Source organism: Rothia sp. HSID18067, assembly GCF_003989445.1.
Taxonomy (GTDB): domain Bacteria; phylum Actinomycetota; class Actinomycetes; order Actinomycetales; family Micrococcaceae; genus Rothia; species Rothia aeria.
In genome coordinates this window covers 123,548-150,439 of the sequence record NZ_RBMF01000004.1, presented here as the reverse complement: position 1 = coordinate 150,439, position 26,892 = coordinate 123,548, and the positions used below count along the sequence as shown (strand labels likewise).

Here is a 26,892-nt window from a genome sequence, read left to right as displayed (position 1 = left end):
CCGCGTGTGGTGGTTGAACCCGGCGGCGACTCGTATATAAGCGCCACCCTCACCTACCGTAATACGCTCACGAACGGGCAGACAGTTACCGAGCAGGATGTGCGCATCGCCGACCTGCACTTTAACGGCGCCCGCCAGTTAGTGCAAACCTACCAGGGAAACCCCAGCACGCAGGTGTATGCGGGAAATATTACCCCGGTCTTCACCCCGGAGGGTTCACGGGCGTTCGCCGGGGTTATCCCTGCGGGGTACACCGGGACACCGCTGTCTTTGACGTTTAACGGCAGCCCGCTCCCTGGTATCGCAACCACCAGCAACTCCCGCGATGCCGCCTTCAGGAAAACACCCATTGGCCCGCAGCCTTACCGGGATACCGAAGACTCCCCATTCCGTCACGAGATTCTCTGGTTGGGAGATGAAGGCATTACCTTCGGGTATGGGGACGGCACCTACCGCCCGCAGGAGAATGTGGAACGCGCAGCCATGGCGGCCTACTTCTACCGGATGGCAGGATCACCCGCCGTGCGGTGGACCGATACATCCCCCTTTAAGGATGTCTCCCCCGACTTCCCCTTCTACCGGGAGATTCTGTGGATGCACCAGCAGGGCATCACCACCGGGTATGAGGACGGTACGTTCCGGCCCCACGACCCCGTAAACCGTGACGCGATGGCCGCTTTCTTCTACCGGCACGCGGGTTCACCCGAGTATCAGGCACCGCGGCAGTCACCGTTTAAGGATGTGCCCGTTCACTCCCAGTTCTACCGCGAGATTTCGTGGCTGGCATCCCGGAAGGTCACAAGGGGCTGGGCTGATGGCACGTACCGCCCGCTCACCCCGATCCACCGTGATGCGATGGCCGCGTTTATCTACCGGTACAAGCACTAGTCAATACGTACTAGCACGCGGACGTCTTTACGACGGGTACGGGGCCGCTAACCCCGCCAGTGGGCGAAAATACTGTAGCGTCACAGAAGGTTTATGAGCCGCCTGTGACGCTACAGTGACGTCGGGGTGTTTTCCGTGTAGCTTTCTGGCCGGTGTGGCTGGTAAGAATCGTCGTGATGCCCGGAAGTCTGTTCACTCATGTACCTGAATGTACCACGACCATCTGACAGCCACCGTTATACAGTGAAATTTCAGAAGTAGCAACCCTGTCCGCAGGTGCATAGCCTGCCCAGCAAGCCTGAAAGCTCCTAACGTTTGAGGAAGTCTTGCCCCGCAACGGATTTGCGGGCGATTTCGCCAGCCTCGGGAGAGACGATGAGGGTCTGTGCCGCGGCATATTCGGTCGCGGGAGCTGAGGATTCAGCGGTTGCGGCCTCGCCGGTATCTACCACACGCAGAGGAGCCGCAGGGTCCACGGCCCGCTTAATGACGGCGAGCGCTATGGGGCCCGCCTCATGGTGCAGCGCCACCGAGGTGATGCGCCCCACCGCCCGGGGTTTGCCCTCTACGAAGAGTTCGCTGCCCGCTGCGGGCAGGGTGTGCTCAGAACCGTCAAGGTCGAGAAAGACCAGGCGGCGCGGTGGATGCCCCAGGTTGTGCACACGCGCGACGGTTTCTTGTCCCTTGTAGCATCCTTTCTCGAAGTGCACGGCGGTGCGGGTGTAATCCAGCTCTTGCGGAATGGTTTTATTGTCGATTTCGGTACCTGCGCGCGGGCGCCAGGCTTCGATGCGCAGCGCCTCAGCCGCCCAGACGCCCGCCAGCTGAGCGCCTTCCGTGAGGGTGGTGAGCTTATCATGGGGAATAATGCTCAGGTACCGTTCGTAGTCGGTGCCGGGATGCGCATCAGGCGTTGCGCTGTAATGGTAGCCGCCTTCGACGAGTGCCGTCCACGGGTCGCGCCAGATCAGGGCATCCGCAAAGGCAGGATGGGCCGCACCCTGTTTTCCGCGCGGGTTTCGGGCGGTCTCAACGACGGCATAGTCGCCGCTCATGTTTTCAATATCGACGCGGAGCATGAATTTCATGCGGTTCAGGTAGCCGGTGAGAGGTTCCGCCTGTGCACCTTCGACGATGAGCCAGAGCGCCTGCCCGTCCTCGACAGCGGCGGGCGCATATTCGATACGTCCCTGCGGGGAAAGCAGCAAAAATTCGCGGCTGTCCCCCGGGTTCATGTCGGTCAAGACTTGGGATGCGAGGGAAGTGAGCCAGCTGGCACGGTCGGGGCCGGAGACCCTCACGATACCGAGGGAGGAACGGTCCACGACTACGGGGTCCCCCGTGGTGGCCCCGCGGTCACGGGCTAGGGCGCGCTGTTCTGCGAGGGGGTCGCCGTAGTGCGCCGCTACGCCCGCATCCGGCCCGTCTGCGGCGAAGGCACCGTGCACCTGCATGAGGGGGCTGAGTATGGGGGCGTATTCGGGCGCATCAGCGACGGTATTCTCGGCGGTGCTCATGGTGTTCCTCTCATGCTTTCTGATCTGAGTGACGGCCAGGCGGTCTGCAAAACCCGCACACCGCAGCGGGACGGCGGGTGTGCGGGTTCTATGCTGTGTGGCGTAGTCCTAGTTTTCGGCGGAGCCTTCTTCTGCGCCGTCGCCGAGGGAACCGAACATGCCTGTGCCCAGCGAATCTCCGGACATGGATGAGGTTTTCCGCAGTTCTGCGGAGGCGTGCTTGTGCAGGTTCCCTTCGTCGTCCGCGATCTCCCAGTCCCACATGAGGTTGCCGTTCACCAGCCCCCACAGGCGCACCGAACCGGCATACTGGTGGGAAATGTCATCACGGATCAGGTTTGCAGTCTGCATACGCACCACCGGGCCTTTGACCATGCCCACGTAGTTTTCGCTAATACCGCCGGGGTGGGCGATGGTGGCGATCAGGTTGAATCCGTCATCTTCGTTGCGTAGGGTTTCGACCGATTCCGCGTCGGCGAAAGCGGGAACAATGTCTTTAGGTACCAGCCCGAACCCGCCATCCGCGTCGGTGAGGGGGCGGTCAATCTGCCAGAACCCTGTTTCTATGGTGATGGGGCGTAGTTTCTGCCCGTCATCGTCAAGCAGGAACGACTCGGCACGGTATTCCAGGTACGGCAGGCCGTCCTGGGTGAAGGTAATAACCTGGCCGAAAGGGGTTTTCTCCTGCTCTTTGTACCACATGGTACCGGTGCCTTCCCAGGTTCCAAGGAGCCATGAGAAAGGCACAAGTTCGGGGGTCAAGTTGCTTGGAATTTCAATTGCCATACACACCAGTCTAACGGTGTGCGGGCTCACTCCACCACATGAGGCAGCTAATTTCCCTACTGGAATAACCGCCCCAGACGCCTACGTCTCACGCTCTAAAACTCACCAGCGTAAGGGCCGGCAAGCGCATCATCACGGTGTCAAACAGCCTTGAGAAGGTTGCGATAAGGTGCTGTACCCGCCAGCTGGAGCCGCACCTTTACAGCCCTTAGCGCCGCACAAACCCACATAAACCAGCAGGGCACGAACGGTGTGCCCCGTGTTCGCGGTGTACAAGCTTATTTCTGGCCGCGGTACAGGCCCAGAAGCACCTTCAGCGCACCAATTGCGATGCAGATAGATGCCAGGCCCAGCAGGCAGATAAAGAAGATTTCAAGAGCAAAAATGTTATCCATGCTTAAAAAATATCACAGCGGATGCGTGCCCGGCCCTAATGTTAACCTCAGGTTATTTCAGGTGACTCGACCAGCTCCTCGGCCCGCACCGCTGCCGAGCAGGCCCGCCTCGTAACCGGTCGCACCGAGTAACGTGCACAGCTCTCATACAGGGTGTTCACACCCCGCCGGGTAAAATGGTGTTCTACCAGGTAAAACCCAGGAGGGCCCATGTACCGCATTACGCTACTGAGCGATGCTTCCGGCGAGCAGTCCGACATCGCCGCCCTGAGCGTGCTCAGCCACCGCGTGGATTTGTACCCCCTGGCTACCTCCGCGAAACGTTTTGAGACGGCACACCACGACGTTGTGATGATCGATGCCCGCCGTAAACTCATTGAAGCACGCAACACGGCGCAGGCCCTCAAAACGGCGGGATTGGACGTCCCCCTCATGATGGTACTTACCGAAGGCGGGATGGCGGCTGTCTCTTCAGCATGGATGGTGGACGATATTGTGCTCGACCAGGTGTCTCCATCCGAGCTGGATGCGCGCCTGCGCCTGGTCGTCACTTCCCCAGAATCTTCCGCAGACGCCGAAAGCTCCGCCCAAATCATCCGGGTAGGGGCCTTGTATATTGATGCCCCAGCGTACTCGGCGTACCTCAACGGCGTCGCGCTGAACCTCACGTTCAAAGAGTTTGAGCTGCTGAAGTTTATGGCGCAATACCCCGGCCGGGTGTTCACCCGCGCCCAGCTGCTCTCGGAGGTGTGGGGGTACGACGCCTACTATGGCGGCACCCGCACCGTGGATGTGCACGTGCGGCGGCTGCGTTCTAAACTCGGCACCGAATATGAGCAGATGATCTCAACCGTACGCAACGTGGGGTACAGCTTTAACGCCCAGCGCTAACCTGCCGCAGCACACCGCATACACCGGGGTTCAGCGTAGGGTAATACACCCCTCAACCGTCACCAAACCGCCCAGAAAACCGATAGAGTTAAACACAGAAGGCACAGCGGAAAGAAGGCGTACATGGCACCAGAGCAGTTCACCCCCGAAGCGGTCTCTTTCACCCAGCCCGTGCTCAGTGACGAGTTCTTGGCGCAGTTCGATGACTTTGCCGCCACAGTGCAGGCGCACGACGGCGCCCCTGCCTTCTCCGAACAGACCCGCATTGAGATGAGTAAGGCGCTCGCCACGCACGATGCGGTGCCTCCGCGCGTATTTGTGCTGGAGCGAGCCGGGTATCTTGCGGCGGTGCTGGTGGCGGTACCCGCATCCGGCGGGCAAGAGGACACGGTTCCGGGGGTCATTGAGGCGGCTGTTCACCCGGATGCGCGAGGCGTGCACCTGGGCCAGGAATTCTTCGAACTGGCGATCGCCGAGCTCGGGGCCGAAGCTTCCCTGTACAACCTGTGGGTGCACGGCAGTGCGCAGGACACCGGTATTGAGTCACCTGCGAATGCGCTGGCGAAAGCTGAAGGGTTCAAACCGGTGCGGGTGCTGTACAAGATGGTGCTGCCGCTGGATCCGCAGACTCGGGAGAACCTGGTGGAGGCCTCCGACGCCCGCCAGCTGCCTGATAATCTGCTGCTGCGCACCTACACCCGTGACGACGAGCAGCCCTGGCTGCGGGTCAACGCCCAGGCATTCGCCCACCACCCCGAGCAGGGGCGGCTGACCCTCGCAGACCTGCGTGAACGCACCGGCGCCGACTGGTTCCGCCCCGAAGGGTTCTTCATTGCCAGCGACCGTGAAAACCCCAGCAGCATCGCCGCATTCACGTGGACGAAAATACCGCGCTCTCAGCCCGCCACGGCACTGTCACCGGCCGGTGAAATCTACGTGGTAGGTGTTAGCCCAAGCGCTCAAGGCGGCGGCTTGGGCCGCACCCTGGTGCTGCGCGGGCTGGCGTACCTGGCGCTGGCGCATGATGAACACAACGTGCCGCTGCGGTCCATCGAACTGTACGTGGATGCAGACAACACCCCGGCGGTGGCACTGTACGAGTCGCTGGGCTTTGCGGTGGCAACTATTGACCGCATGTACGCCCCAGCCCGCCCGGCATCAGGCGAATAAGCGGCACTACACAGGTAAACCCACCCGCACCTGTAAAGAACGTTCGTTCCTTTACCGGAGGGCGATGAGGCCCCCGGTTAGAGGAACACCGAAAAATATGATCGACCGAAAGGAACACTGTGGCACCTAAAACCCCGCAAAAGAAAACCAAAGAGCCCGCACCCGTCACCGGGGTGATTCACATCGGGAACGACGTCTCAAAGATTGAGCGCGCCGAAACACGCAGCGACCGCATCGAAGCAGGCGAAAAAATCACCCTGCCCAGCCTTGAAGGCGATTTCGGCACCGAACGGTTCCTCGACCGCGAAAGCAGCTGGCTCGACTTTAATACGCGCGTACTCGAACTCGCCGAAGACCCCGACCTGTACCTGCTGGAGCGCCTGAATTTTCTTTCTATCGTGGCCTCGAACCTTGACGAATTCTTCATGGTGCGAGTGGCCGGGCTCAAACGCCGTATCGCCACCGGGCTCGCCGTACCATCCGCCGCCGGGCTCACCCCAGACGAGCAGATGGAGGCAATAGCCACCGCCGCACACCAGCTGCAGGAGCGACACGCGCAGGTCTTCCACCAGCAGGTACTTCCCGAGCTGGAAGAACAGAACATTCATATTGTGGGCTGGGATGACTTAGACGCAGACGCCAAAACCCGCCTGCGCCAAGAGTTCCTGCGCGATATTTTCCCGGTACTCACCCCACTGGCGGTAGACCCGGCACACCCGTTCCCCTACATCTCGGGGCTTTCGCTGAACCTGGCGGTGCTGGTGCGCAACCCGCAAACCGGCAAAGAACTGTTCGCACGCGTGAAAGTACCCGACCAGCTTGACCGCATGATCTCAGTTGATGGCGCACGCGCCGCCAACACCGCCGGGAAAGAGTCACGGTACATCCCGCTGGAAACGATTATCGCCGAGCACCTAGACACGCTCTTCCCCGGCATGGAAGTGGTGGAACACCACGTCTTCCGGGTGACCCGCAACGAAGACCTTGAAGTTGAAGAGGACGACGCCGAGAACCTGCTGCAGGCGCTCGAAAAGGAGCTGCTGCGCCGCCGATTCGGCCCGCCCGTGCGCCTTGAGGTTGAAGATACGATCAACCCCACAATCCTTGACCTGCTCATCTCCGAGCTGAACATTGACGAATCCGAGGTGTACAAGCTGCCCGCGCCCCTAGACCTGCGCGGTGTGGGTGCAATCGTGCGCGCCAACCGGCCCGCCCTGCACTACCCCAAACACATTGCCCACACCTCCCGCTGGCTCAACGCCGCCGAAACCGCTAAAGAAGCGAACGTATTCGCCGCAACACGTGACCACGATGTGCTGCTGCACCACCCCTACGACTCGTTCGCCACCAGTGTGCAGGCGTTCCTCGCCCAGGCCGCAGCCGACCCGCGTGTGCAGGCAATCAAGCAGACCCTGTACCGCACCAGCGGCGACTCCCCCATCGTAGACGCCCTCATCGAGGCGGCAGAAGCAGGTAAGCAGGTTGTTGCCCTCGTCGAAATCAAAGCCCGTTTCGATGAGGAAGCAAACATCTCGTGGGCCCGCAAACTCGAACGCGCAGGCGTGCACGTAGTGTACGGCATTGTGGGCCTCAAAACCCACTGCAAGCTCTCCCTGGTGGTGCGCCGCGAAGGCAACCAGCTGCGCCGCTACGCGCACATCGGCACCGGCAACTACCACCCCTCCACCGCACGGTTCTACGAAGACCTGGGGATTATCACGTGCGACGAGCAAATCTGCGAAGACGTCTCACGCCTGTTCAACCAGCTCTCCGGGTACGCCCCCAAAACCAGCTACAAATCCCTGCTGGTGGCACCGCGCTCGCTACGCAGCGGGCTGATCGAGTGCATCGAAAAGGAGATTGAGAACCACAAGGCGGGCAAAGAGGCACGCATCCAGATCAAGTGCAACTCCATAGTGGATGAGGCGATTATCGACTCGCTCTACCGTGCTTCACAGGCTGGGGTTCCCGTGGATGTGGTGGTACGCGGAATCTGTGCCCTACGGCCCGGCGTTCCCGGGCTCAGCGAGAACATCCGGGTGCGTTCGGTGCTCGGGCGGTTCCTGGAACACTCCCGCGTGTTTGCTTTCGCCAATAACGGTGAGCCTATCGTCTACATCGGGTCAGCCGATATGATGCACCGCAACCTCGACCGCCGTATTGAGGCGCTGGTGCGGATCAAAGATCCCCGCCATATTAAGTATCTGCTCGACATGTTCACGGTGTACATGAGCGACGAATCCCGCACCTGGCATCTAGACGCCAACGGCACCTGGACACGTTTTAACCAGGACGCTGAGGGTAACCCGCTCAGGGATGTGCAGTCGCATTACCTGCGTTCACGCTCCCGGAAGAACGTGGACAAGGTGTAACCGCATTGAGGCGCTGAGGCTCACCCCTGCGAAAAGTGGCTTCTGGCTGCGAAACGCCCCTGCACACATACCGGGCTGCCAGAAAGCCGCTTTTCGCAGGCCACCGAGCAACAGACCCCACCACCAAAGTAAACGGAAGGTAACGCACAGGTGACGGAACGGGGCGTTTAATCCCCTAGAATAGTTATGGGAGGAACGGACGCCTAACAGCTCCACCCCGACCACACCTCGCCCGCCCGTTACGCACCGAGAAGGAACACGTGCCTAAAACAACGTACTACTCCGCGCATACCCAACCCAACGGCTTAGCCCTCACCTACACCCCCAAAAACGCCGCTGAAATTATTGCCGCAGGCGCACTCATCTGGCGCGTACGCAACAGCAAAATCGAGCTGCTCATCATTCACCGCCCCCGCTACGACGACTGGTCATGGCCCAAAGGCAAACAGGACGCGGGCGAAACCATCCCCGAAACAGCAATCCGTGAAATCTCCGAAGAAGTGCAGCTGCGGGTACACCTAGGGGTGCCCCTGGGCACCACCCGGTACAAGGTCAACGGCAAAACCAAAGATGTCTTCTACTGGGCCGCACAGCTGCCGGCGGGGCAGAAACCGCGCGCCGACAAGGACGAAGTGGACGATATCCAGTGGGTGAGCATTAAGAAGGCACGCACCATGCTCACCAACCCCTCAGACCTGCAGCCGCTAGAGGCGTTCGAGAACCTGTGGGCTACCAGCGGGCTAGACACGCACCCCATCATTATTGCCCGCCATACGAAAGCCAAACCACGCGCCAACTGGTCAGCAGCCGAAGACGAGCGGCCCCTCGCTGGTACGGGTAAAAGGCAGGCGCTTGCGCTGGCCCGGCTGCTGACGGCGTGGGAGCCTTCCCAGGTATTGTCCTCGCCTTGGCTTCGGTGTGTGCAGACCGTCGCCCCCTACGTGAACGAGTACTCCCTGACGGTGAAAGAGAAAAAGTCACTCTCAGAGGCAGGCGCGGAACGCCACCCCAAACGCACCGCAAAAACCATCGCGTCCCTCTTCGAAAAGGGCACCCCTGCCCTAGTGTGCACGCACCGTCCGGTACTGCCGGTGGTGCTGGATGCGGTAGCCGAACACCTGCTCACCAAAAAGCAGAAAGAACACCTGCCCGCCAAAGACCCGTACCTCGAACCGGGGGACATACTGGTGCTTCAGGTCTCCGCGTACGAACGCGGCGGCATCGTATCGGCTGAAGTGGTGCGCCCGTTCACGGACTAAGAACCCGCTATGCTCCAATAACTTCATCCCCTCGTTCCGCTTTCTCCACGTTTGGGGTGAGCGGAACGAGGGTATTCTGCTCTGTTGTATTAAGAGAGAAAATTCAGGAAGACAACGCCTATAAAGTTCTTAGTCTCCATCAAAATCCATCCGATCACTACCCTCCCCAGCCTGAACTGCACGTGGATAATGATGGTCCCACTTTCGAAGTCCGTTCGTCTATCATTGAGTCTCGTAACCCTGAAGAGACAAGGACAAAGGGGCGCAATCGTACGCACCGCTATCAGGCACAAGCCAAACAAAACGCAGAGGATGCAGCAGAGACGAATTATGAGCTACTACGACGACGGGTACGGCAACAGCTTCGGAAAATACAAAAGCCTCAGCAAAAACAGGTAGAGCTATATTTTCTGAACGTCAAGAATCGGTTTTACGTTTAGCGTGAGAAAGCTACTTGGCTCCACTCCCCCTGTACCCGTACAATAGAATTTGACTAAAAATCTACGCCCAGGAGTCAAGTCACCATGAGCACGCCCGCGCATCACGTCTCTGGTCAGCAGAGCATCCCAACGCCCTATGAGGATCTGCTGCGCGAAATTCTTGATGAGAACCGTGATGCTATTGCCGCTGATGCTCAGCGCACGGATCGCACGGGCACCGGCACGTTCGGCGTATTTGGGCGGCAGATGCGCTTCGATCTGCGTGATTCTTTCCCCCTGATTACTACCAAGCGTGTGCACTTCAAATCGGTGGCGGTCGAGCTTCTGTGGTTCCTGCGCGGTTCCTCAAACATACGTTGGCTGCAGGAACGCGGCGTGACTATATGGGATGAATGGGCTGACGAGAACGGTGACCTCGGCCCGGTCTACGGGGTGCAGTGGCGCTCCTGGCCCACCCCCGACGGCGGCACCATCGACCAAATCGCGAAAGTGATCGAATCTCTCAGAACGAACCCGTCGTCACGTCGCCACATTGTCTCGGCGTGGAACCCCGCCGAGGTTGATGAGATGGCACTGCCGCCCTGCCACGCCATGTTCCAGTTTTACGTGCACGAACGCCCTGACGGCGTGAAGGAACTGTCGTGCCAGCTGTACCAGCGCAGCGCCGACATGTTCTTGGGTGTACCCTTCAATATCGCCTCCTACGCCCTGCTGACCTACCTGATAGCCCACGAGGTCGGCATGGAACCCGGCGAGTTCATATGGACGGGCGGCGACTGCCATATCTACTCCAACCACCTAGAACAGGTGAAAAAGCAGCTCGGTTACGGCAACGACCCCGAAGGTAACCCATATCCCCCGCGTGAGCCCTACCCGTACCCCAAACTCGTTATCAAAACGAAGAAACCTTCTATTTTTGATTACGAGTATGAAGACTTTGAACTCGTCGATTATGAGCATCATCCGGGGATTTCTGCCCCCATCGCGGTTTAGGACAATCGATGCGTGAATATGAATCCCCCTCACCCGCACGACCGTGCCTCGGCGCTATTTGGGCGCAGACCGATGCGGGTATTATTGGGCGCGACGGCACCATGCCCTGGCGTGCCCCCGAAGACCTTGCGCATTTCAAAACCGTCACCATGGGTAAGCCCGTCATCATGGGACGGCGCACCTGGGAGTCTTTTCCACCGCGTTTTCGGCCGCTGCCCGAGCGCACCAATATAGTCATTAGCCGCAGTATTACGGGCGATTCAGCCACGCCTCTTGAACGCGATGGCGCGCTTTGGGTTCCGTCGCTGGATGCGGCTCTCACCCTTGCGAGCAACACGCCTTTAACACCCAACGCTACCCAGCACCCGGATTCACCACATCAGCGAGTTACTGCCTGGATCCTTGGCGGCGGTTCCGTCTATGCGGAGGCGCTTTCCCGCGAGGACTTACCTTCCTTTGGCCGCGTCGAAATTATCGAACGCACCCTCTTCTACTGCCAGGAAGGTAACGAGATTACGGGTGATACCTACGCCCCCGAACTTGCGGTAGAAGGATTCGTGACCGCGGGCGAACCGGCGCGATGGCGCACCCTGGGTGAAAGCGCCTGGGAGAAGAGCGAACGCGGCTACCTGTTGGATGCTTCGGGCGGGAAGAATCCCATGTACTATTCATTTCAGACCCTAGCCCGCCTCTGATGTACCTGGCGCGGAAATTCCATACAGTAACGTTCGCCTGTGCGAACGGCAAAGTGTAGTCCCGTTTGTCTGGGGTACATTCGTTCCCCTCACAACGTCTTACGCCACAGCTCATCACGCTTCTCGCACTTCACCTTTTCCAGGCATATTTACCATACTGACTAGGGGTTATGACGCTGTTCCACGCGATATGTGGTACACGGGGTAGACTAGAAATTATGAATTTTAATCCCGGTGACTCAGTAGGTTTTGTAGGTTGGCGCGGCATGGTTGGTTCCGTGCTGATGAAGCGCATGCTTGAAGAGAACGATTTCAACGATATTTCTCCCGTTTTCTTCACAACCTCCAATGTGGGCGGTGAAGCCCCCACCTTCGACGGCACGCTTGAACCTTCTACGCTGAAGGATGCGTACGATCTGAATGAGCTTCGCCAGCATAAGATTATTGTGACCGCACAGGGCGGTGACTACACGAAAGAGGTTCACCCGAAGCTGCGCGAGTCCGGCTGGGAGGGGCTGTGGATTGATGCCGCTTCTGCCCTGCGCATGAACGATGATGCCATTATCGTGCTCGACCCCATTAACCGTGATGTGATTGACCGCGGTCTCGAATCCGGTGTGAAAGATTTTATTGGCGGCAACTGCACTGTCTCATGCCTCCTCATGGGGCTGGGTGGTCTCTTCAAACAGGGTCTGGTGGAATGGACCACCTCGATGACCTATCAGGCGGCTTCGGGAGGCGGCGCCCGTCATATGCGCGAGGTTCTGGGGCAGTTCCGCGACCTCGGTAATGAGGTGTCTGCCGAGCTTAACGATCCGGCAGCGGCGATCCTGGAGATTGACCGTAAGGTGCTCGCTAAGCAGCGTTCGGGTGAGCTGGATACCGCGCAGTTCGGGGTTCCGCTTTCCGGTTCGCTGATCCCGTGGATTGACTCTGACTTGGGCAATGGGCAGTCCCGCGAGGAATGGAAGTCTGATGCCGAGACCAATAAAATTTTGGGTCTTGAGGGCGATAACCGTGTGATAATGGACGGCTTGTGTGTGCGTATCGCGGCCATGCGTTCGCATTCTCAGGCGCTTACGATGAAGCTGACCGAAGACCTGCCGGTTGCCGAGATTGAGCGCATTATCGCTGAAGATAACCAGTGGGCCCAGGTGGTGCCGAATACTAAGGACGCCACGATGGAGGGGCTGACTCCGGTCGCCGCTTCCGGGTCGCTGAATATTCCGGTGGGGCGTATCCGCAAGTTGGCGATGGGTCCGCAGTACATTAGTGCTTTCACGGTGGGCGACCAGCTGCTGTGGGGTGCCGCCGAGCCGGTGCGCCGCATGCTCAAGATCGCGGTCGGAAAGCTCTAAAGTAGCCTTCTCAAAGTATTCGTGGGCGCGGTGCCGTGTAAACGGTACCGCGCCCACTCATATTGAGTTTGCCCCCCAGATCGCAGGCAATGAAACGTTATGTACTGTGCCGCGCACACACCAGCTGCGCTCTTCCTTACCGGGCACAAGAGCATGCTCAACTAGTTTTCCCGCCACACAGCAAAGGCACGTTATGTTAGGTAACGTGCCTTCGGGTTGGTTGGGGTTATGCTTGCCTGCGGGCCTCTGTTTTGCGGGCTTTACGTTCGGCGTGCCGTTCTTTGAACCAGTGCCAGATACGCAGCACCAGCCGTTTGAGCCGCTGGTTCAGGTGATGCGCCCACGCGAACTCGGTTCCCCAGATTCCCAGGCCAATAAAGATAAACAGCCAGCCGGGGCCGGGGGTCACCAGCATGATCAGCCCCGCGATGAGGCAGAAGCCGCCCACGCCGATCACGAGCGGCTTGTACAGGTGGCGCATCACCGGGTGGGCGTGCATGCGGGCTTTTTTCTTCTCTAACCAGCGGTGGAACCGGCTGGTTTCGCTTTCTTTGACTTCGTCCTCGATGGTTTTCACGGTGCGTCACCTTCTTTCCAGCAGTGAGGGAGTATGCCGGGCGGCGCACACGGCATTGAAGTAAGACTATCACCGGCGCCTGTGAGTACGCTAGGAAAGGGGCGTAGCAGCCGTGCTCCAGGATAGACGAGCGGCACCCGGAATAGGGGTGTTGTTTCTTCACTCGCTTTTCCGCGGCATGGTTTCCTTTTTCGCTGTCTGAGAGCGTGCGGGCTGCTAAACCTATGAACAAATGGTGATGTGCAATACAAGTTACCCTTTCTGGGCGCGCCAACACCCGCAAGGTAGTAGTATACAAACCATCTAAAATAAGGCGCATCCGCTGGTTTTACCGCTTCCGGGGGTAAAAACTGCCCCGTTACGCGCCGCGCATCTTCCGGGAAGGAACCACGCAATGAGCGTCTACAGATCCGTGAGTATCACCCTCGCTGATGATATAAACCGCACGGGCGTGTTCCGCCCACATCCTGCCGTGTTCAGCACCCGGTAAAACCCGACCCCGTTATCAGCATGTTCAGCGCAGAAAACCAAAACTCACGCAGCGCACAGGCACGCAGCTAGAAGGAAAACTATGGACACAGCCGATTACGACACCGGTTTCACCACAGAATTCACCGCGTGGACGGTACCCCCTGAACTGGCCGTATACCCGTGGGATGATGCGCACCCGGCAGACCGGCTTAAGCCCGGGGTGATCAGTGTTCATACGCCCGGGCGGGGCTGTTATGAGCTGTACCTTGACCCTATGCCCCGCCCCGACAGACCGGGAGTGTGCCGTACCCATGCCAGAAGCGGGAAGCTGTACTCACTGGGCGAAGGCGAACGGTGGGCGCATGATGTGAGTATCGAATGGCACAGCCCCACCGACGACGATATGGCCATCATAGCGTTAGGTGACACCGTTTTCTGGGAGGAGCACCGCAACGGGGTGTACGCCATCGCCTATATTGGGCGGGATATGACCCTGTGGTGGGATGTGCGCGACGACAACCCGCGCAGGATGGCGTTTATCCAAGCCATAGCGGAGGCGCTACACCGCAGTATGCAAGCCAGCCCCACACTGAGTGTCCCACCCAAGAGCAAGAGCTAGCTGCCAGCTGTGCCGAAGGTGCCCCGTCAGGGGTAAGCTGCCGTTCCTATCTTTACTGAGCACGCCTTACTGCTGATTGCGTTGCGTGCGGAGCACCAAGGGTTTTCCCAGTCGCAAAGGGTATCCTAAGAGGCGTGGGACGCCGGGGTGGCATGCCCCGCAATGATGCGTTTCTCTCTCTGCCGGGCGAGCGCACAATCCTCTATACCGCACTCTTAACCAACCGCACAGCCCCACGAGTCTTTCGCGGGCACAGCACGACCCGAGGGAACTATGACCGACCGCACCTATACTGTGACTTTTACGCCTTGGCCTATCACGGTGTATCACGCCGAACGTATCCGCGCCTCTCAGAAGCCGTGGGAACGCATCATACCGGGCGAATTCCACATTAGCTGTTCCAATGGTGAACAGTCATGGCTTTTTCTGAACTGGGATAACCAAGTTGAGCCGACCCAATACAGCGACTATCGAGTGGATTTCACCACCGATCCCACCACGGCCCGTATCACCAGCAGCTTCACTATCATGTTCGATATGCGCCGTGAGGGGATGCGCCTTCAGGCGGTGAGTAACCTCATGTGGGAGCCATATGCTTACGATGAGGAGGGCGTGATCGCTGAGGCCGCTATCGGCCCCGACCTTGAGTTCACCTGGACGGTACGTGATAGGCTGCCCGAGCGTGCCCGACTGATTGAGGCAATTTTCGAGAGCGTGTATTCCAGCTTCCATGTGACCCCGGTGGTGCTTGCCGAAGGTCACCATTTCCATAGGGAGCGGACCCTCAGCACAGGTGAGCAGGAGCTGGTGGAGATCCATCTGTGTGTGAACAGCAGCATTACGCGCCTGTTCATTACCGACAGCTGGGATGTTGAAGAGCCCGAGGGCAGATGGATCACCGGCGGGTATGCGGCCACCATTATGGACCACAGCGGGCATGTTGGTGTGCTCACCTGGAGCACCCCCGAGGATGCGCGCTACACGTTCGTGCCTGATCTTATACTTTATGAGGCCCCGCTCAGCGGCGATGCGCTGCCCCAGAAGGTGCAGGCGATTCTGCCGTACCTGCCAGCCGCCCCGGGTGCGTCCCTCACCGAGCATGGAACGGGTGAACAGTAACCGTGGCCTCTTCTCCTTCCGTATATTTCACCTCTTGGCCTGTGGCTGGCCCGCAAAGAAACAGTGAGGGCACACCGTCGCTGGGTGCGCATCCGGTTCAACATTTGAAGCCCGGGCTGCTCACCCTCACAGCAGGCGGCAGCGCGCACAGTTTATTCCTGGTGCCGCCCGCGTTCACCCCGGAACACCCGCATAGTTTCAGCGCTGAGGCCACACCAATCATCCTGCCGGATGAACCCGAACCGCAGGGCATGTGCTTCCATTTCACGGCCGATGAGAACCAGCTGCTGGTTCGCGTGTGTGGTTCCTCCCTGTGGGAGCAAGAAACGCATTATGCAACCGCCGCCATAGACCACGCCCTGAAGCTCACATGGACTAAACGCGACACGAATACAGAGCGCATGGCCTGCATTGAGGCAGCCGTGACAGCCATACATCAGGGGATGCTCACCGCCCCGCACCTCCTTGGCCCCGGTGAATACGCTAGGGTGAGCTCCCCCGACGGGTTCACTTCATACCATCTGCATTCGGCTGCTGCGCCCGGGCAGATTACCCGTGTTCTTGAGGTGGACCAGCGCTACGGCAACCCCGAGCGTCGCACGGTGACGGAGTACTGCGCGCAAGTACTGCCCGATCATGGGGGCCTGGTGTGGCAGGTGGCGGCTGAGGACGCCCGCTACTGGTCAGATACCATGAACCCTCTCTTTGATGCTCCGCTGACTGGGGAGCAGATTCCCGAGTTTGTGCGGGAAATCCTGCCGTACCTGCCGCCTGCACCGATCGCTTGCGCGTCTCCGCAGCCGCCGCAGGTCACAGACTACAGGGTGACGTTCACGCCGTGGCCGGTGGCTGCTGCGCAGGCAGAGCGCATGAGCGCGGCACCGGATCTGTGGGGACACCTGGTGCCCGGCGAGCTGAGCGTGGAACGTGCAGACGGTAAACCTGAAAACCTGAGCCTGTATATGGCCGTCGATGATGCCCACACCCCGGTGCCTGGCTGTTTCTTCCAGCTCCCGCCCGAGCTTCCTGAGGACCCCGCAGGAGGTCTCGCTTTCTATTTTCGGCAGGCTGCGCTGTGTGGGGACCTACTACTGGTGGCAAGTGCCGCTGATACCGTATGGTCTCCGCGCGGAGTGGAAGAGATAGCGGTGGCACGCCTTGATTCGTCACTGAACCTCACCTGGGAGGTGCGGGACACGGTTCCGGGCCGAGCCGAACTGGTTGAGGCCGTGTTCGAGGTGATGCGCACCATCCCCGGCACGGTGCCGCCAATAGTCCCTGAGGGAGAGTGCCTGCACCTGCCGCATAGGTTCGATGTGGCTGAGGAGTTCGGCACCTACCATTATTGCCATGACGGGGTGATGGTGCGCGCATTTATGGTGGGGGCTGGCTGGGTGGACGGTGATGTGCAGCTATACCAGGCGCAGGTACAAACCGCCGACGGGACGGGTGTGCTCGTGTGGGGTACCGGTTCCTATGGTGTCCGGTACTGGAAGGCACCGGGGCATCAGGCGTATTTCCCGCCGCTGACCGGCGATGAGATTCCCGCCCCCGTGCGGGCACTGAGTGCGCACCTGCCGCCAGCGGGCAGCGAGTAGCCGCCTAAGGATTCTGCGCATTAGCGGAATTCTGCACCCTGAGAACATATACAATACAGCCAGCTAATCATGCGTTATAACGCTATATGAAAGGAATAAACAGAGCATGACCGACGACCTTTTTCTGACCGAGTTCATCCCCTGGCCCGTGCCCGCCGGGTGGATTCAGCGGCAGCAGCAGTTTAAGCATCCGGCGGCGCGCCTTATCCCCGGGGAGCTACACATTCCCTACGCCTGGGAGGAAGGGGTGGAAAACGGCGAGAAGGGTTGCATCTTGCGTTACCAGGTGGTTTGGGAAGGGCTCACCCCGGAAATGTTTGAGAATGGCAACCGGTGGGGCTTCCCGTACCGTGCGGGGTACCTGTCGGTATTTCCGTTCTCGCAGGCCGCCGACGATGGGCTCATTTTTGGGATGGATATTACCGAAACTGAGCTGCTTCTGACCGTTGAACAGGATAATTATTTCTGGTCCCCGCAAGAGGGCCCCGACTATGAAGAATGGGCTAAAGCCAACCTTCTTGCCCAGGTGCGTATCGGTGAGGATATGACCCCGGTGTGGGAGGTACATGATACGAACCCGTATCGCCGCCGCTACCTTGAGAACGTGCTGGGTGCACTGGTGGAGAGCCTGTCACTGACCCCGGTTGAGCTTGCTGAGGGTGAGGCACACCTGGTGGAGGATTCTGAGTACGACTGGGGTGGCCCCGTAGGCTCGCTGCACTACGCCACTACCCTGGTGGCCGATAGGTTCAGCGAAGGCGGCTGCACGCGTGTTGAGAAGCCGCAGATGCTTCGGCTTGTGGCCTGTGAGCACCCGATTGGTATTGGTGCGCCGGACCCAGTGTATGTGGCACAGTTTTTTAACACCGCGGAACCGGAATATCTGGCGTGGAGCACCGGCGAGGATGCCCGCTACTGGCCGGAGAAATTGAGCCCGGCGGCTTTTCCTCCGCTGACGGGTGAGGACCTTCCGGAGCATATTCGGCAGCTCATTGCGCACCTGCCGCTGGTACAAGACGCATAAACCACTGCGTTGAGCCGTGTGCTGCGGGCCGTAATGCACGGCCAGCAACACACGTTCCTATACACAATTTGTATTTTTATACTTTAAGGGAGCGATATATACCGTAGAGGATTAATGATTACTCTCAAATAATTCGACAGGTTTAAAGATATATACGTAAAAATACTCTAAAATTATTCAGGAATATGGCAGAAAAACGGGCCGCTCTAAGCTATCATATATGCATAACTATTTAGGGCATGACACCAATCACCACACCGATAAATAACCCGTTATAGGAACACATGTGAATAGCTTCCCGTACACCATACAATTCACACCTTGGCCAGTCACCGACGAATATAAAGTCTTCTACACCGCCCCCGAACCCGGGGCGCATCCGGCGGAGTACCTGCAGCCTGGCGTGCTGCGCATCGCACACACAAGAATCAGCGACCCCACCCACGAACTGTACCTGGTGCCGCCCATATTCACACCCAATCACGATGCTGACTTCGTGGGGTACCTGCACAGCCCCGACGCTGACCAGTGGGCACCCGACATTGAGTTCAAATACTTTGCAAGAGGCGGCGAACTCATGATCCGTGCCCGAAGCCGCCTGCACTGGGACGACCCGGCCGTGAGCCGCTTCGCCCTAGCCAGTATTGATGCGCAGCTTAACCTGCACTGGGAGCAGCGGGATGAGAACCCGCGCCGCCGGGACTACACCGAGGCCGTCATCGGCGCCCTGCATAAAAGTATGCGCCACCCCGCCCGCACCATAGCCGACGGACAGTGTGTGGCTGTGCGCTCCCCCGACGGTGAGGCGTCCTCGTATCACCTGCGGGAAGGTAACGATATTATTCGAGTCATTAACATTACCGAATACTCCAACAGCCAGACCCGCAACGCAAAAGCCGGGTACTATGGGCGGGTGCTGAGCTACTTTGAGGAGGATACGGCCCTGGCGTGGCACGCCGCCGAGCAGGACGCCCGGTGCTGGCCGTACGGCATGAACCCCCTGTTTGATACTCCGCTCACCGGCAGCGATATTCCGGAGTGGCATGTGCAGCCCATTCTGCGGCATCTGCCTGATTCATCGATCCGCAGGCAGCGTGTGGGGTAGCTGCGCCTATAGCGCCAGCAGAGGGTATCGGTTCGGGCAGAGGATATTTTCTCCCCGTTGGGACAAATATCCTCTGCCCGCGCATATAGTATAGGGTTACTATAGATGCTAAAGTCAGCGGCACAGGGTGCCGCGGCACACCAACCACCTGCCCAAGACGCCAGTTACAAACACAGTGTCTGTCACCTCGTAAAGGATCACCCGTGAGCGAGTATTCCTACACCATAATGTACGTTCCGTGGCCCCTAGCCGCTTCCTCAAACGCCGGTGTACACCCGGCCTCACGGCTGTTCCCCGGGATTTTCACGATTGACCGGGCGCTAACCGATGAAGACCCCATTAAGGGCGGCGGCACCGTCGAGGTGGATTATGAATTCGTAGACTATTTCTTCTTTAACCCTCCCGCGTATAACCCGCTGAACCCTAAGAATTTTCGGGGGTTCTCAAATGAGGGCGCCTACGATTTTGAGGACCAGGAACTATTCTTTGAGTACTCCGCCGACTCCGAGAACCTGTATATTGCGGCTGTCAGCGACACCGGCGACGACCGGGTATGCTACGTGCGGGGCCGAATCGAGCCCACCCTCAAAGTGGTGTGGGAAATCCGCAGCGACGACCCGGAGTTTATGGAATTCATGGCCGCCATACTGGATGCGGTGCGCACCAGCCTGGGGGTGACCCCGCCGCATCTGAGTGAGGGCGAAATGATGGAGGTGACGGGCACCATTGAGCGCGTTGAGCCTATTGTTGGGGCCTCGTACCATACGGTAGCCGGTGGTGTGGTGGTGCGTTTTGTGAATGTGGAATTCGTGCCGCACCATCCCCTCACGCAGGCCGCATCGTATTTTGCCAAGGTGGTGGGGCGCGGGGTGCCCAGTGGGAGCGTAGTGTGGAGCGGCCCGCGTCGTGTAGTGTTCTGGGAGGGTGCCGACGATGACGGCGATAACCCTCTGCGCGGCAAGAGTATTCCTGCCCCGGTGAATTATGCGGTAAAGCGCCTGCCCGTTGTGGAGGGTGCTTAGACGCGCAGTTTTCTAGTCTGGGCTGGGCGTAATATTTCTTCACTATTGACGGTTTTTACCCCGTAAATTGGGAGGGTGCTTACCTTCACACACTATGTTTGAGTCATAAACACCCTAACCTGGTGTATGCTGAGATACGAAGAAAATATCGCACCAAAGGTATCCACCATGAAAACCGCTGCAACAGCAGAATCCCCCGCCACACGTAACCTCTCACAACGTCTCGAATCCCTGCCCTTCACCCGCAAACATACCAAGCTCTTGGGCGTCACCGGTATCGGCTGGGCGCTCGACGCCATGGATGTTGGGCTGATCTCCTTCATCATGGCGGCACTGACCAAACAGTGGTCGCTCTCCCCCACCGAAACAAGCTGGTTAGGCTCCATCGGCTTTTTGGGTATGGCTCTGGGCGCCACCGTCGGCGGGCTTCTCGCCGACCGTTTTGGACGACGCTACATTTTCGCCGCAACGCTGCTCATCTACGGTTTGGCGACGGGTGCATCCGCACTCGCCGGTTCACTGGCCGTTTTGATGGTTTTCCGGTTTATTGTGGGGCTGGGGCTCGGGGCTGAGCTGCCGGTCGCATCCACGCTGATGTCGGAATTTTCGCCGCGCGCTATTCGCGGGCGCGTGGTCGTTATTTTAGAGGCGTTTTGGGCGCTCGGATGGATTCTTGCGGCGCTTATCGGCACCTTTGTTGTGCCGAACCCAAACGGCTGGCGGTGGGCGCTTGCTATCGGCGTGATTCCAGCACTGTATTCGCTGATTATTCGCTGGGGAACACCCGAATCCGTGCGGTTCTTAGAGTCGAAAGGGCGCACTGACGAGGCAGAACGCGTAGTTGCCGAATTTGAGAGCTCCGCAGCCCTCAGCACACAAACTCACGCGAATGAAACCGCCAGCGACAATGCACCTGAGGCTCCTGCCTACGGCACCCAGGAGGCAACCTCCATCTGGTCCGCTCCGCTGCGTAAACGCACGCTGGCGCTGTGTACCGTATGGTTCTGCATCAACCTCTCGTACTACGGGGCGTTTATCTGGATACCCTCACTGCTGAGCGCGCAAGGGTTCAGCCTGGTAAAGTCCTTCGCGTTCACCCTGATCATGACCCTGGCGCAGCTGCCCGGCTATGCGGTGGCCGCCTACCTGATTGAGAAGTGGGGGCGCCGCGCCACCCTCGCCGTATTTTTGGCTGGTTCAGCAGGCGCGGCAGTATGCTACGGCCTCTCACATTCGGATTTCTACATTATCCTCAGCGGGTGCTTCCTCTCGTTCTTCAACCTGGGCGCATGGGGCGCGCTCTACGCCATCAGCCCGGAAGTATTCCCCACCCGACTGCGCGGAACCGGCACCGGCACGGCGGCCGGTCTGGGGCGCATCGCATCAATTCTGGCGCCGCTTATCGTTCCGCCGCTCATCTCTTTCGGCGGCACCGGAGTACTGTTCGCTGTTTTCGCGGCGGCGTTCCTTCTGGCGGCGGTTACTACCTTCGCGCTGCCCGAAAAGCGCGGGAAATCGCTCTAGCTGCTAAAACCTTCAACACAGGAATGATGTGAAACATAGTGTGCCGAGAAGGTGGGAATCTCTCACCTTCTCGGCTTTCTCATTTGTTTATCAGGTGCTCGTGGAGTTACAGAAGACAAGGGGAGGGTGCATAAGCCGCGGGGCACGCCGCAGGCACACACTATGAGGCGTTGACGTATTTCCAGGTGCCGATACGTTATGATGGCTAAACATCGCGTGTTGCCGCCTCATTAATGTGTACAGGGTGGGGCTCAGTGCGTATCTCAAATGAGATAAAACGGTCTAGACATCAACCTCAAGGAGCGGCATGGCAGAAACCCCCGCAGTCACATATATTCCCTGGCCAATTGCCCACACGCCCGCACCGCTTGAGAACGGTGAACCGGTCGCAGGCAGGCATCCTGCTGAGTATCTGGGACCCGGGGTGCTGCACTATATTGGTTCGGAATTTCACCTGATGGCGGAGCTGAACCCTTACCCTTTCGATCCCGAAAACCCGCATCGGTTTAGGGGCGATCTGGTGCATCGGTACACGTATTTCTCAGGCAATATCACGTTTAGTTTCAAAGCTGATGAGGATTATCTTTACTTCACGGCGCACGTTTTTCTGGCCTGGCAAGAGCCCTCTGACCGCACGTACGCGCGCGCCCGGGTGGATCGTAATTTCGCTTTTCACTGGGAGCAGCACGATGATGACCCGCAGCGTTCGGTCTATATTGAGGCGGTCTTCATGGCACTGTACCGCAGCCTCAGCGTTGAGCATACGGCGCTTGAGGACGGTGAGTTCCTAGACCTGAACGAAGACAAGTGTTATTCATACCATATGCGCCAGGGTGACAATATTACTCGGCTGGCGTACGTTACCGACTACAGTTCTCGAACATACCTTGACGTGACGACCGACTACCGGGCAACGGTTTTGAGCTACTGCCACCCTCCGGCGCAGCTGGCGTGGAGCGTTCCGACCGAGGATGCGCGCTACACATTCGAACATACCGATCCCCTCATCTATCCCCCGGACACGGGCGAGGATATTCCCGAGTATGTGCGCCGCATACTCCCCCATCTGCCGACAGCGCCCTACCGGCAAGCCACCCGTTCCTACCCGCCCGCCTCAGAGTATGGTGCGGTCTTTACGCACTGGCCTATGACGGTTCAGCAGGGTGAGGATATTCGTGACACCCAGTATCCGTGGCAGAGGCTCGTTTCCGGGGAGTTTTTAATTCAAAGCCCGCAAAGCGCCCCCTTCAGAATGTATCTGGACGCCTGCGAACCCGATTGGGATTCTATGAAGGGCGACCACGATACCTACGCCGAGCTAATGCCTATCTCGGGGATTATGCCTAACTTGAATCATGCGCGGCCCTGGTTTGGCGTAGATTTTACGCTCGTCATGCGCCGTTGGAATAACCGTTTGGTGTTTGTGGCGGAGCATCTGACCCCGTGGCGTGCCACCGACTGGGAGGTGTGCGCCGTCGCGACCCTAGAGGCGGAAGGAAACCTGGTCTGGGAGCTTCGCGATGAGGTCCCCGGGCGCGGCTCCTATATTGAGGCGCTGGTGGGGCATATTGTGGATTCTCTGGGAACCGAGCCGCCCGTACTTGCCCCGGGCGAAGGCAAGGTTCTCTACGATGATTACGGCCAGGTCTCGTCGGTGCACGTCAATACGGGTGAAGCCATGCTGCGGGCGCTCATCACACGTATCTGGTACGGGGTGGACCCGACAACCGGTCAGCGGGCACCGTACCTGTATGAGGCGCGGGTCAAAGATCAGTTTGATGAGGATTCCAGGGGCGGGTTCAGCACGATCGCGTGGAGCTCACCCGAGAAATTCTACTACTGGAGCTGGGATCGGGTGCCCGGGTTCGTGCCTGCGGTAACCGACCCCGAGATTCTGCGCCGCGACGAGGTGGATCTGCTGATTCCGCATCTTCCGGTTGCCTCCGGCGTACCCCCACAGGAGAATGAAGACGATGCAGCGGTGCCGTGGTTTTACAGGGCTTCAGGTGCTGTTTCTGACAATCCTGAGCCGTAAATGCGGGCAGCAAAGTCTGCGCCGAGAACTTGACCCAGATTTTTACCATTCATCGTTAGAAAGGGTTTAAGCCCATGCAGTACATTCTTTTGCTCAGGAGCGTGAACCTGGGGAAGCTGCGCAAGGTGTCGATGCCCGAGCTGAAAAAGCGGCTGGCTGCGCTGGGGTACGAGAACGTCACAAGCTATATCAACTCAGGAAACCTGCTGTTTGTGAGTTCGCGGGATAAAACCACCGTGGCACAGGAGATTACCGAGCTGCTGGCGGAGCATTACGATTTTGAGATTCCTTTCTCGCTTCTCACCGCTGACGAATACCGCAAGGATGCGCACAACCTGCCCGAGTGGTGGAACGAGGACATGCCGCGCCTGGACGCCATGTTTTTCACCACTGATGCTGATCGCGATGCGCTCGCCGCCGAGCTCGAAACACTGGATGTTCCCGACGAAGTGCTTCACATAGGAACCTGCGCCGTCTACTTCGGCAACTACAGCACACCCGATTATAAGAAGGCTCAGTACGGAAAGTTCATGTCGAAGAAAGCCTTCGCGAACCAGCTGACTCTGCGCAACGCCAAAACCTGCAACAAGATTCTAGACCTGCTGGATTAACGCCGCCCCCGCTAAACCACGAGCAGATAGTATTTTGACGAGCAGATAACAATCCGCTATCTTTTCGTCAAAATCCTTATCTGTCCGCGGGAATCGCAGGGAATAAGAAGCTGAAGAGTCCTAAATCTTCCCGTTCACCACGACCGGTTCGGGTACCAGCTCAACCCCGAATTTCTCGGCAACACCGGCACGCACGGCACGGGCGATCGCGAAAATATCCTCAGCGGTGGCATCCCCACGGTTCGTAATCGCCAGCGTATGCTTGGTCGAGAGCGAGGCGCGGCCGCCCGCAATCTCGCGCGCATCGCCTTCGAGCCCGAAGCCTTTCTCGAACCCGGCGTGCTGAATCAGCCAGGCGGCGGAGAGCTTCACATACTCCTCGCTTTCCTGCTGCTCGGTTCCGAACACTCCGGTGCGCTTTACCACCGGGAAGCGCGGCGCATCCTCAGGCAAAGAGCCCAGTGCAGACACTGGCACAATCGGGTTCGTGAAGAACGAACCGGTCGAGAAGGTATCGCGGTCTAAGGCATCCAGCACCATCCCCTTGGAGGCACGCAGCGCCAGCACCTTATCCCGCACCAGTGCGGATTCGGCGCGCTCCCCCACCTGCACGCCCAGGCTCTTCGCCAGCTCGCCGTATTTAATGGGTGAAGACAGGCTGCCGAGCGTGAACTGGAAGTCCACGGTCAGCACCACATAGCGCGGCGAGCCGTTCACCATGTTTTGTTTCAGGATTGAATCGCGGTAGCCGAAACGCAGATCGGCGTTTGCGAAGGTCTTAAACTGGTTAATCTGGCGGTCCCAGGTGCGTACGGACGCGATGAACTCGCCGACCTCCACCCCGTAGGCGCCCACATTCTGCACGGGGGTTGCGCCCACGGTCCCGGGAATACCCGATAGCGCCGCCGGGCCGGACCATTCTTTTTCAATGCTCAGCTGCACGAAATCATCCCACACGGTACCCGCCTGCACGCGCACATTCGCGCCACCACATGCGGGAATGGGCAGCTCCTCAACCCCGGTGGATGCAATATGCACAACGGTACCGTCAAACCCGGCATCGGAAACCAGCAGGTTTGAGCCGCCGCCCACGATCAGCACGGGTTCGTTGGCGGCATCGGCGGAAGAAACGGCCTCGACAATCTCGGCTTCAGTCGTGGCGCGGATGTATGTGCGGGCAGGGCCGCCAACTTGGGCGGTGGTGATCTCACTCAGCAGCTTTTCAGTCATGTCTTTAAGAATACCGGTCTGTCACGTTTTATTCCGTTAGGGTCAGCTAAACCTTATGGCAGGCCCGCCCCGTAGTCGGAGCGGGCCTGCCATAACTCAACAACGCACAATCACACAGAGTATCGACTGCAAGCGCGGGCTAGGCAAATTTCACCACGGCCTGAGTCTTCATCAGAACCTTCTGCTGGGTGCCTTCACCGTCGTCAGCGGTAACGGTGAGGTCGATGCGAGCCGTGCGCGCATCCTCATCCACGGCGCCTACCTTGCCGGTGATAGTCAGCGCATTCGTGGGGGTGTCCGGGTTGTTGTCACCGGGCGCATCCGGCACCGGTACAGGTTTGGTGAAGCGGGTCTGGTAGTCCACGATTGCGCCCGGATCGCCCGCCCAGTCGCTCACCAGCTGCACGGCGGTGCCCATCGTGAGCATACCGTGCGCAATCACGCCGGAAAGCCCCACGGACTGGGCAAAACGCTCGTTCCAGTGAATCGGGTTGAAGTCGCCGGATGCGCCCGCATACCGCACCAGTGATGCACGCGAAATCTCGACGGTTCGGGAACCGATCTCCTGCCCCTTTTCGAGTTCTGCAAAGTTTACGGACATTATTCGCCCTCCTCATCGGCACGTACCAGCAGGGATGAGATACAGGTGGTGACGGGTTTACCGTCAGCATCGGTGATTTCTTCGCGGGTGGTGAGCATGGCGCCCGCACCCATCACACGCACGGAATCCACATGAACTTCGGTGCGCAGTTCGTCCCCCGCCACGATGGGACGGTGATGCGTAAAGCGCTGGTCGGCGTGCACTACGCGGGAGAAATCGATGCCCGCAGATTTATCACCAATCAGAGCGGCATCGGCTGCTTGGGACAGGATGATAGCGAAGGTGGGCGGGGCGATCAGGTCTGCGTATCCTGCGGCGCGTGCCGCCTCAACGTCATGATGCAGAGGGTTTTCGGCGTGTACGGCGCGGGCAAATTCGCGGATCTTCTCGCGGCCAACGGCGTAGGTGCCCTCGGCGGGGTACACGCGGCCCACAATGTCAGGGTTAATACTCATACCCACCAGTCTATCGGGTTGGCCGCAACGTGGGGGCGCAAGTGCGGCGGGGGCACCCGTCATTTTCACGGCTGTGGGAACCGCCCACGGCGAACCTCCTGTTGCCGCGCGCGAAGCGGGAGTAGCCTAAGAAGGTA

The 26,892-nt window shown here is 59.0% G+C and carries 22 protein-coding genes and 1 pseudogene; 17 read left to right on the top strand and 6 right to left on the bottom strand.

All coding sequences use genetic code 11. The annotated features are described in order from the left end of the window. Nucleotides 1-378 precede the first annotated feature (378 nt). A pseudogene (locus D8M23_RS12225) lies at nt 379-888 on the top strand (S-layer homology domain-containing protein); the annotation flags it as partial. 308 nt (nt 889-1,196) lie between these two features. Here the strand turns inward: D8M23_RS12225 and ygfZ are convergent. Together ygfZ and D8M23_RS10930 are read right to left on the bottom strand one after the other, a co-directional pair. After that, complete coding sequence (gene ygfZ / locus D8M23_RS10935) at nt 1,197-2,405, bottom strand: CAF17-like 4Fe-4S cluster assembly/insertion protein YgfZ (protein WP_126854787.1); 1,209 nt, start codon at nt 2,403-2,405, stop codon at nt 1,197-1,199. A 108-nt stretch (nt 2,406-2,513) separates the two neighbouring features. After that, on the bottom strand, nt 2,514-3,191 hold the full coding sequence (locus tag D8M23_RS10930) for an FABP family protein (RefSeq protein ID WP_126854786.1): 678 nt from the start codon (nt 3,189-3,191) through the stop codon (nt 2,514-2,516). A gap of 605 nt (nt 3,192-3,796) precedes the next feature. Between D8M23_RS10930 and D8M23_RS10925 the strand changes: the two genes are divergently transcribed. From D8M23_RS10925 to asd, 7 genes are all read left to right on the top strand, one after another. Next, a complete protein-coding gene (locus tag D8M23_RS10925; protein WP_126854785.1) occupies nt 3,797-4,477 on the top strand; it encodes a winged helix-turn-helix transcriptional regulator in 681 nt (226 codons plus the stop codon). Nucleotides 4,478-4,600: 123 nt separating this feature from the next. After that, a complete protein-coding gene (gene mshD / locus D8M23_RS10920) occupies nt 4,601-5,647 on the top strand; it encodes a mycothiol synthase (protein WP_126854784.1) in 1,047 nt (348 codons plus the stop codon). A gap of 173 nt (nt 5,648-5,820) precedes the next feature. Beyond that, nucleotides 5,821-8,019: an RNA degradosome polyphosphate kinase gene (locus D8M23_RS10915; protein WP_397545711.1), complete on the top strand. Its 2,199-nt coding sequence runs from the start codon at nt 5,821-5,823 to the stop codon at nt 8,017-8,019. 260 nt (nt 8,020-8,279) lie between these two features. After that, complete coding sequence (locus D8M23_RS10910; protein WP_126854782.1) at nt 8,280-9,278, top strand: NUDIX hydrolase; 999 nt, start codon at nt 8,280-8,282, stop codon at nt 9,276-9,278. A gap of 524 nt (nt 9,279-9,802) precedes the next feature. Next, on the top strand, nt 9,803-10,711 hold the full coding sequence (locus D8M23_RS10905; protein ID WP_126854781.1) for a thymidylate synthase: 909 nt from the start codon (nt 9,803-9,805) through the stop codon (nt 10,709-10,711). Between the two features lie 8 nt (nt 10,712-10,719). Further along, nucleotides 10,720-11,406 (top strand): dihydrofolate reductase, encoded by a 687-nt coding sequence (locus D8M23_RS10900; RefSeq protein ID WP_126854780.1) that lies wholly within the window; start codon nt 10,720-10,722, stop codon nt 11,404-11,406. A gap of 218 nt (nt 11,407-11,624) precedes the next feature. Continuing rightward, nucleotides 11,625-12,764 carry an aspartate-semialdehyde dehydrogenase gene (asd, locus tag D8M23_RS10895; RefSeq protein ID WP_070522334.1) on the top strand — a complete coding sequence of 380 codons (1,140 nt, stop codon included), beginning with the start codon at nt 11,625-11,627 and terminating at the stop codon, nt 12,762-12,764. Nucleotides 12,765-12,990: 226 nt separating this feature from the next. Here asd and D8M23_RS10890 read toward each other — a convergent pair whose 3' ends face one another. Next, entirely contained in the window at nt 12,991-13,341 is a 351-nt protein-coding gene (locus D8M23_RS10890; protein WP_006887688.1) for a TIGR02611 family protein, read from the bottom strand. 571 nt (nt 13,342-13,912) lie between these two features. Here D8M23_RS10890 and D8M23_RS10885 point away from each other — a divergent pair. From D8M23_RS10885 to D8M23_RS10845, 9 genes are all read left to right on the top strand, one after another. Then, nucleotides 13,913-14,431 carry a hypothetical protein gene (locus D8M23_RS10885; protein WP_126854779.1) on the top strand — a complete coding sequence of 173 codons (519 nt, stop codon included), beginning with the start codon at nt 13,913-13,915 and terminating at the stop codon, nt 14,429-14,431. A gap of 273 nt (nt 14,432-14,704) precedes the next feature. Continuing rightward, complete coding sequence (locus tag D8M23_RS10880; protein WP_126854778.1) at nt 14,705-15,550, top strand: hypothetical protein; 846 nt, start codon at nt 14,705-14,707, stop codon at nt 15,548-15,550. A 2-nt stretch (nt 15,551-15,552) separates the two neighbouring features. Beyond that, nucleotides 15,553-17,148, top strand: coding sequence for a hypothetical protein (locus tag D8M23_RS10875; RefSeq protein WP_126854777.1), 1,596 nt, complete (start codon nt 15,553-15,555; stop codon nt 17,146-17,148). A 106-nt stretch (nt 17,149-17,254) separates the two neighbouring features. After that, nucleotides 17,255-18,172, top strand: coding sequence for a hypothetical protein (locus D8M23_RS10870; RefSeq protein WP_126854776.1), 918 nt, complete (start codon nt 17,255-17,257; stop codon nt 18,170-18,172). 286 nt (nt 18,173-18,458) lie between these two features. Continuing rightward, nucleotides 18,459-19,277 (top strand): hypothetical protein, encoded by an 819-nt coding sequence (locus tag D8M23_RS10865; RefSeq protein WP_094757522.1) that lies wholly within the window; start codon nt 18,459-18,461, stop codon nt 19,275-19,277. A gap of 203 nt (nt 19,278-19,480) precedes the next feature. Then, a complete protein-coding gene (locus tag D8M23_RS10860) occupies nt 19,481-20,299 on the top strand; it encodes a hypothetical protein (protein ID WP_126854775.1) in 819 nt (272 codons plus the stop codon). 168 nt (nt 20,300-20,467) lie between these two features. Next, nucleotides 20,468-21,823 (top strand): MFS transporter, encoded by a 1,356-nt coding sequence (locus tag D8M23_RS10855; RefSeq protein WP_126854774.1) that lies wholly within the window; start codon nt 20,468-20,470, stop codon nt 21,821-21,823. 307 nt (nt 21,824-22,130) lie between these two features. Further along, nucleotides 22,131-23,858, top strand: a complete 1,728-nt coding sequence (locus D8M23_RS10850) for a hypothetical protein (protein ID WP_126854773.1) — start codon at nt 22,131-22,133, stop codon at nt 23,856-23,858. Between the two features lie 74 nt (nt 23,859-23,932). Then, nucleotides 23,933-24,469 (top strand): DUF1697 domain-containing protein, encoded by a 537-nt coding sequence (locus D8M23_RS10845; RefSeq protein WP_126854772.1) that lies wholly within the window; start codon nt 23,933-23,935, stop codon nt 24,467-24,469. 120 nt (nt 24,470-24,589) lie between these two features. Here D8M23_RS10845 and D8M23_RS10840 read toward each other — a convergent pair whose 3' ends face one another. The 3 genes from D8M23_RS10840 to D8M23_RS10830 form a co-directional block, all read right to left on the bottom strand. Further along, nucleotides 24,590-25,699, bottom strand: a complete 1,110-nt coding sequence (locus D8M23_RS10840) for a UDP-N-acetylmuramate dehydrogenase (protein WP_126854771.1) — start codon at nt 25,697-25,699, stop codon at nt 24,590-24,592. 139 nt (nt 25,700-25,838) lie between these two features. Next, a complete protein-coding gene (locus D8M23_RS10835; RefSeq protein ID WP_126854770.1) occupies nt 25,839-26,300 on the bottom strand; it encodes a MaoC family dehydratase in 462 nt (153 codons plus the stop codon). Then, complete coding sequence (locus D8M23_RS10830; RefSeq protein WP_037231169.1) at nt 26,300-26,755, bottom strand: MaoC family dehydratase N-terminal domain-containing protein; 456 nt, start codon at nt 26,753-26,755, stop codon at nt 26,300-26,302. The genes D8M23_RS10835 and D8M23_RS10830 overlap by 1 nt, the downstream gene beginning before the upstream one ends. Between the last annotated feature and the right edge of the window lie 137 nt (nt 26,756-26,892).